The 260-nt window shown below is 70.8% G+C and carries 1 protein-coding gene; it reads right to left on the bottom strand.

Annotation, left to right across the window (positions count from 1 at the left end; translation table 11 throughout):
- On the bottom strand, positions 1–260 hold a 260-nt coding region (locus ACZ3HG_RS24115; protein ID WP_465334955.1), incomplete at both ends, for a THUMP domain-containing protein.

The raw sequence follows: 260 nt of genomic DNA, 5'->3' as shown, positions 1-260 counted from the left end.
CGACCCAAAGCGTGCAGACGTCCTTTTCGATGAGGGCGCGGATCGAGACGTCCGCCTCACGCGAGATCGGCGCGCCGAGTTCCTCGCGGATGGCGGTTTCGACGCGCTGCACGGCCGCGCCGGAGTGGTAGATGCGGGAGGCCTTGCACGTCGCCTCGACGCGGACGGCTACGTCGCGCCGCAGGATCGCGCCCCAGGCGACGCGGCGGGCGCGCTTGTCGAGTTCGGACAGATGCGAGGCGCGGAAGCTGTCGATGCGC

The organism is Erwinia sp. PME.40.26/001, assembly GCF_055556675.1.
Note: the sequence above shows the minus strand (reverse complement) of the source record. Positions and strands in the feature narration are given on the sequence as shown.